This is a genomic window from Nocardiopsis sp. TNDT3 (genome assembly GCF_003427465.1).
Lineage (GTDB): Bacteria > Actinomycetota > Actinomycetes > Streptosporangiales > Streptosporangiaceae > Nocardiopsis > Nocardiopsis dassonvillei.
The window spans coordinates 1-6,076 of sequence record NZ_QPFC01000775.1; the positions used below are offsets into that span (position 1 = coordinate 1).

4 protein-coding genes are annotated in these 6,076 nt (G+C 72.4%); 3 read left to right on the top strand and 1 reads right to left on the bottom strand.

Annotated elements, in window-relative coordinates; translation table 11 throughout:
- Nucleotides 1–5: 5 nt before the first annotated feature.
- The gene (locus DQW06_RS19080; RefSeq protein WP_117199031.1) at nucleotides 6–1,172 is read right to left on the bottom strand and encodes a hypothetical protein; all 1,167 of its coding nucleotides are present in this window, start codon (nucleotides 1,170–1,172) and stop codon (nucleotides 6–8) included.
- 210 nt (nucleotides 1,173–1,382) lie between these two features.
- On the opposite strand from DQW06_RS19080, the gene dnaG reads away from it, so the two are divergent.
- From dnaG to DQW06_RS19095, 3 genes are all read left to right on the top strand, one after another.
- Nucleotides 1,383–3,254, top strand: a complete 1,872-nt coding sequence (dnaG, locus tag DQW06_RS19085; protein WP_013151813.1) for a DNA primase — start codon at nucleotides 1,383–1,385, stop codon at nucleotides 3,252–3,254.
- Nucleotides 3,255–3,373: 119 nt separating this feature from the next.
- On the top strand, nucleotides 3,374–4,468 hold the full coding sequence (rpoD, locus tag DQW06_RS19090) for an RNA polymerase sigma factor RpoD (protein WP_117199032.1): 1,095 nt from the start codon (nucleotides 3,374–3,376) through the stop codon (nucleotides 4,466–4,468).
- A 169-nt stretch (nucleotides 4,469–4,637) separates the two neighbouring features.
- Nucleotides 4,638–5,957: a glycoside hydrolase family 18 protein gene (locus DQW06_RS19095; protein ID WP_370449105.1), complete on the top strand. Its 1,320-nt coding sequence runs from the start codon at nucleotides 4,638–4,640 to the stop codon at nucleotides 5,955–5,957.
- The last annotated feature ends 119 nt before the right edge of the window (nucleotides 5,958–6,076 follow it).

Below are 6,076 nucleotides of genomic sequence, written 5' to 3' on the forward strand. Positions count from 1 at the left end.
ATGCCCTAGCTCCCGCCCCCGGCGCCGTGCACCGACGCGTCGGGGGCGGGCGGGCGCATCCCGTTGCTGCTGTAGGAGTCCTCGATCCCCGTCAGCAGGGCCTCCAGGACCTCGTAGGTGGGCGTGTTCACCACGTCCGCGACCCGGGTGCGCACCGGCAGCCCGTGCTCGGCCACCAGGTCCTCGAACCGGGTGCCGCCCTCGGTGCGGAACCCGTGCGCGGCGGCCAGCTCCTGGAGCCGCGGGTCCTCGGTGAGGAGGCGGCCGACCGCGTCGCCCTCCTCCGTGAACGGCACGACGGTGTGCACCGCGTACACGGTCGGCCCGGGGTAGAGCACCACCGCGTCGTCGGCCAGCGCGGGCCCGTTGACCATCGCGTCCACGTACTGCGCCTCGTAGGCCCACAGCAGCGGAGTGTGCCCCGACCCCAGGTCGCGGTACTGGTCGAAGGGCTGCTGGGAGGACTCCGGCGGCTGGCCCTGGGCCAGGAACAGGCGCGACAGCGTCCGGGTGAGCTCCTCGTCCACCCCGCCCGGCGCCACCACCTCCTCACCGTTGAGCAGGTAGGACAGGGCCGCCACGTGCATCGCCGCCGAGTTGGAGGTGCGCGGGTCGGTGGTGCGCACCAGCACCTCGTTGCGGTTGCTGGAGCTGACCGCGTCCCCGGGCAGGTCCCGCCAGCGGGTGCGCTCCTCGGTCAGCTCCAGGTAGGCGGCCAGGTCCAGCGACCACGTGCCGTCCCCGGCCTGTTCGGCGACCCCGGCGCCCTCCAGGGCGTCCACCATCGGCTGGTAGCTCAGCAGCACCATCGGGGTGCTGAAGGGCCGGTACTCGGCGGAGATCCCGTGCCGCTCGCGCACGTGCTCGGAGGCCGGGCCCGAGCCGGGGGAGACGAAGTCGGCGCCCTCGGCGTCCTCGGCCATCAGGCGCGAGCCCCGGGGGCGCACCCGCACCTCGTACCCGAGTTCGGCGAAGCGCTCCACGACCCGCTCGTCCCCGAACAACTCCACCTTCTCCGAGCCGACCACGCCCTCCACGAGGACCGTGCCGCCGCCGGTCAGGCGGTTGACCACGACGAAGCCGAGCGCCACGGCCAGAACCACCGCGAGGACCGAGGCGACCACGACGAACCAGAAAGCGCCGCGGCCGGACGTGTGGGGGAGTCCGCGCACCTGTGCCGAGCCTCCTCGGGGAACCGGTCATCGGGGGAGCCCGATGATCCCAGGGCCCGCGGGCGCGGAGCCGACCGGCAGGTGGCCGTCCGGTGGCGCGGCGGGAAACCCCGGCGCCGGGGCCGGAGGCGGGCCCGGGAACGGGCGGGACCGCGGAACGGACTGCGGACGGCGGTCGCGGCGTCGGCGGGGCGAACTACCCTGGAGACCGTGGCAGGCCGGATCAGAGACGAAGACATCGCCCTCGTACGCGAGCGCGCGCCCATCGCCGACGTGATCGGCGAGTACCTCCAGCTCCGCAACGCCGGGGGCGGGTCGCTCAAGGGCCTGTGCCCCTTCCACGACGAGAAGTCCCCCTCCTTCAACGTCACCCCCTCCAAAAATCTCTGGTACTGCTTCGGCTGCGGAGAGGGCGGGGACACCATCTCCTTCCTCCAGAGGATCGACAGCCTCAGCTTCACCGAGGCCGTCGAGACGCTCGCCCGCCAGGCCGGCATCACCCTGCGCTACGAGGAGGGCGGGCGCAGCGCCGCCAGGCACGACACCGGCAAGCGCCAGCGCCTGCTCGACGCCCACCGCGCCGCCGCCGAGTTCTACGCCGAACAGCTCCTCTCCCCGGGCGCGGTCACCGCCCGGCGCTTCCTGGACGAGCGAGGGTTCAACCGCGCGCACGCCGAGCACTTCGGCCTCGGCTACGCCCCCGCCGGATGGGAGAACCTCACCGCGCACCTGCGCCGCAAGGGCTTCACCGACGCCGAACTGGTCGAGGGCGGCCTGGCCAGCCAGGGGCGGCGCGGCGCCTACGACCGCTTCCGCAACCGGCTGCTGTGGCCCATCCGCGAGGTCACCGGCGAGGTGGTCGGGTTCGGCGCCCGCAAGCTCGATCCCGAGGAGGACGGGCCCAAGTACCTCAACTCCCCCGAGAGCCCCGTCTTCCACAAGGGGCGGCTGCTGTACGGGCTCGACCTGGCCAAGCGCAACATCGCCCGGGAGGGCAAGGCGGTCATCGTCGAGGGCTACACCGACGTCATGGCCTGCCACCTCGCCGGGGAGGACACCGCCGTGGCCACCTGCGGCACCTCCTTCGGCGAGGACCACGTCAAGATCCTGCGCCGCATGCTGCTGGGCCGCACAGGACAGAGCGGCAGGGTCGTGTTCACCTTCGACGGCGACAAGGCGGGCCAGAAGGCGGCCGTGCGCGCCTTCGCCGAGGAGCACGGGTTCGCCTCCGAGACCTTCGTCGCCGTGCAGCCCGACGGGCTCGACCCCTGCGACCTGCGCCTCCAGCACGGGCCGCAGGCCGTGGTCGACCTCGTCAAGGACGCCGCCCCGCTGTACGAGTTCATGATCCGCAACGTCATGGAGAGCTACGACCTGTCCACCCCCGAGGGCAGGATGGCCGCCCTGGACGCCGCCGCCCCGGTGGTCGCGAGCATCCGCGACGAGGGCGTGCGCCGCGACTACGGCAGGAACCTGGACCGCTGGATCGGCATCCTGGACGAGGCCTTCGTGCTGCGCCGGGTCAACCAGCACATGCGCGGCGCCCGGGGCCGCGGTCCCGGGCCGCGGACGGCCCCCGCGCGGCCCGTGCCCACCCCGGACGCGCAGGAGGCGCCCTACAACCTGGGCGACCCCTCGGTGCAGCGCGAGCGCCAGGCGCTCAAGATCGCCCTGCAGTTCCCCTCACTGGCCGTGGGCTTCGACGCGTTCACCGAGGAGGACTTCACCGTCCCCCAGCACCGCGCGGTGCTGGGGCTCATCACCGCCGCGGGCGGGGTGGCCGCCGCGCACGACCCCGCCGCGTGGGTGAACGGCCTGCGCGAGGCCGCCCCCAATGACACACAGCGTGATTTCCTCACCCGTTTGGTGGTGGAACAGCTGGAGTTCTACGGAGAACTCGACGAGCATTACGCCCGGCAAATACTGGGCACAGTCAAGACTCATTCCATCAACCGGCGCGAGTCAAACCTGAGATCGGAACTGTCCCGCCTGGAGGGAACTCCCCAGGTGGAGGAACAACAACGGCTGCTGACCGAACTCATGGCGCTCCAACAGCAAAAACGCGCTCTCCAGGAGATGTGACGGGGCACTATGTAGCACCGGGGTGACAATAGTAGTTCTCCCTTCCAGGGTGCCCGAAAGGGCACAATGGGCGGGTGGCTCCAACAGTTGTGACCAACGAAACGCCGTCCATTCGACAGGTGGTCCGGCTGCTCCCCGACACGGGGCCGGTCAGCCGCGGCGAGGTCGCCTCGGCCCTGGAGCGGCTGGACGCGCCCCCCGACTACCTGGACCAGGCGGTCGCCCACCTCGCCCGGATCGGCGTGGAGGTCGCGGGCCCCGAGGACACCGGTTCCGAGGACCCCGGCCCCGTCGCCGACGGCGGCAGGCGCTCCGGGTCGGACCTGGTCCGCCTCTACCTGCGCGAGATCGGCCGGGTACCGCTGCTGAGCGCCGAGCAGGAGGTCGAACTGGCCAAGGCGGTCGAGGTCGGCCTCTACGCGCAGCACTGCGCGCCCGTGGAGGGCGTGCGCACCGCCGAGGAGCTGGCCTGCCTGATCGAGGAGGGGCGGCGGGCCAAGAGGAGTCTGATCGAGGCCAACCTGCGCCTGGTGGTCTCCATCGCCAAGAGGTACATGGGCCGGGGCCTGCTCCTGCTCGACCTCGTCCAGGAGGGCAACCTCGGCCTGATCCGCGCGGTGGAGAAGTTCGACTACGGCAAGGGCTTCAAGTTCTCCACCTACGCGACGTGGTGGATCCGCCAGGCCATCACGCGGGCGATCGCCGACCAGGCGCGCACGATCCGCATCCCCGTGCACATGGTCGAGACGATCAACAAGGTCGTCCGGGTCCAGCACCAGCTGCACCAGCAGCTCGGCCGCGAACCCAGCGTCGAGGAGATCTCCTCGGCCGCCGGGTTCGTCGGCCAGCGCGTCGTGGAGATCCAGCGCATCGCCCGGGAGCCCGTCTCGCTCCAGTCGCCCATCGGCGAGGAGGAGTCCGACTTCGGCGACTTCATCGAGGACTCCGACGCGGTCGCCCCCGTCGAGGCGGCGGCCTTCACCGTCCTCCAGGAGCAGCTGGGGGCCATCCTCGGCGGCCTGTCCGACCGCGAGCGGCGCATCATCCGGCTGCGCTTCGGGATGGCCGACGGCCACCCGCACACGCTGGAGGAGGTGGGGCGCGAGTTCGGGGTGACCCGTGAGCGCATCCGCCAGATCGAGGCCAAGACCCTGGCCAAGCTCCGCCACCCCTCTCGGGCCGGGAGCCTGCGCGACTTCATCCGCACCGACTGAGCGGGGGCGCGGGGCGTTCGACGGCGCCGGACCGCGTTCGGACGGTCGGCGGTCACCACCAACGCGTGGGCCGCCCCCGGGGTTCCCGTCCGGCGGACGGTCGGCCTGATGTGGCCGAACCGGTGTCGACCCGCCGCATCCGACGCGCTCGGCGTCTAACGTCGTGGGTGTGAGAACCACGCCAGCCCCGCCGGACGGCGCGCCGCCCCCGCGGCGCCGACCCCTGCTCGTCCTGGGCGCGGTCGTGGCCGCCGCAGTGCTGATCACGGGGGTCTTCGTGGCCGCGACCGGAAGGAACCCCGAGCGCCTCGGGTACTTCGCCGACTGGAACGTGGCCAACCGCGGCTACACCGTCAAGGAGCTGGAGGACAGCGGAGCCCCCGAGCACCTGACCCGCCTGATGTGGGCGTTCGGCGACATCAGCTCCGGGGGCCTGTGCCGCATCCCGGGCACCCACGACCAGCCCTGGGAGCTGTACCAGCGGCGCTACGACGCCGACGAGAGCGTCAGCGGGCGGGCCGACGAGTACGAACAGGAGCTCGCGGGCAGCCTCAACCAGCTGCGCCAGCTCCAGGAGAGGCACCCCCACCTGAGGGCCAGCCTGTCCCTGGGCGGCTGGAACTGGTCCACGCACTTCTCCACCGCGGCCCGCACCCCCGAGTCCCGGGAGGCCTTCGTGGCCTCCTGCCTGGACCTGTGGCTGCGGGGAGACCTGCCGGTGTTCGAGGACGAGCCGCAGGGCGGCGACGGGGCGGCGGCCGGGATCTTCGACGGCATCGACCTGGACTGGGAGTGGCCCGGGGGAGCGGGTCACCCGGACAACGTGGAGCACCCCGACGACGCGGCCAACTTCACCCTCCTGGCGGCCGAGTTCCGCCGCCAGATGGACGCGCTGTCCCGGGAGACCGGCGAGGAGTACGTCCTGTCCGCGTCGCTGCCCGGAGGGGCCGCGGCCAGCCAGGCCTACGACGCGCGGGTCTTCGAGTACCTGGACTTCGCCACCGTGCAGGGCTACGACTTCGCCGGCCCGTGGAGCGAGCGGACCGCCTACCACTCCAACCTGTACACCTCCGACGCCGACGCCAACAGCGTCGACCGGGCCGTGCGGCGCTACGTGGACCTGGGCGCGCCGCCGGAGCGGCTCGTGATGGGCGTTCCGGCCTTCGGCCGCGGCTGGCGGCTGGAGGACCCCTCCGAGCCCGGGCCGGGGCAGCCGGTCGCGGGGTCCGCCGAGGACCGCTACGACGGCCCGACCATGGCCTTCTCCGAACTCCAGGAGATCGAGGGCCCCCGCGCCCTGGACGAGGAGGCGGGCGCCTCCTGGGTCCTGGACGGCGACGAGTGGTGGGCCTACGACAACCCCGAGGTGATCCGCCTCAAGGGCGAGTACGTGCTCGAACGGGGGCTGGGCGGGCTCATGGTGTGGAACCTGGACATGGACCCCCGCGGCGAACTGGTGCGCGCCATGGACGAGTCCCTCGGGGGCTGACCCCCGGGGATGTCCGGCGCGGACACAGGTTCCGGAGGAACCCGGGCACCGGCCCCGGCCCCGACCCCGGGCCCCGGCTCCGCGTACCCGACCAGGTTCCCGGTCACCGGCCCCGGTTC